Here is a 584-nt window from a genome sequence, read left to right as displayed (position 1 = left end):
GGTGCGTGGCATGTCGCCACCAAGGTTCCCGAGTTTTTCGGCCATGCGTTTCTGGTGCTCACGCCACAGCGCTTGCGAAAAAATACTCTCCCTGCCGCTCGGCCGGTCGGTCTGCACCAGCACCGGGCTGTGCAGCAATTGGTTGGCAGCCTCGATGCGCCGGTCGATCTCGGCGCTGGTCGGCACCCGGAAGAAACGCAGGGGATAGAGCGCGGCAAGGGCTGCGATGCCGAACACTGCCATGAGGCTCATGCGCGCCGTGTCGGGCAGCAGAAGGAAGAGGCCGAGCCACGAGACGCTGAGGAACAGGCTGGCGACAATGACCAGCGGAAGAAGCAACGGCCAGCCACGCTCGACCGTCATCGAGACCCGTGTCGCCAGCCGGCTCGGAGCAAGGCGCCCGGCCAGGCTGCGATCGCTGGTGAAGGTGGGTCGTTGCGTCATCGGCCCTTCCTGATTCAGGCGGGATAACCCGAACCTCACAAATCTATCGCACCGGCCCGAAAACCGGATTCGATTTTCGGAAAGTACGATGCGAAGACTCAAAGTCGTAAATGCACGTCACTCGAAGCATAACAACAAAC

The 584-nt window shown here is 61.6% G+C and carries 1 protein-coding gene; it reads right to left on the bottom strand.

Annotated features, from left to right (window positions below; translation table 11 throughout):
* Positions 1-444 (bottom strand): DUF4175 family protein (locus EOA85_RS36775; protein WP_127212838.1); only part of this gene is annotated, 444 nt, incomplete at its 3' end.
* Between the last annotated feature and the right edge of the window lie 140 nt (positions 445-584).

The sequence above is a fragment of the Mesorhizobium sp. M5C.F.Ca.IN.020.29.1.1 genome (genome assembly GCF_003997375.1).
GTDB lineage: Bacteria > Pseudomonadota > Alphaproteobacteria > Rhizobiales > Rhizobiaceae > Mesorhizobium > Mesorhizobium wenxiniae.
This window is presented reverse-complemented; position numbering and strand designations above follow the sequence as displayed.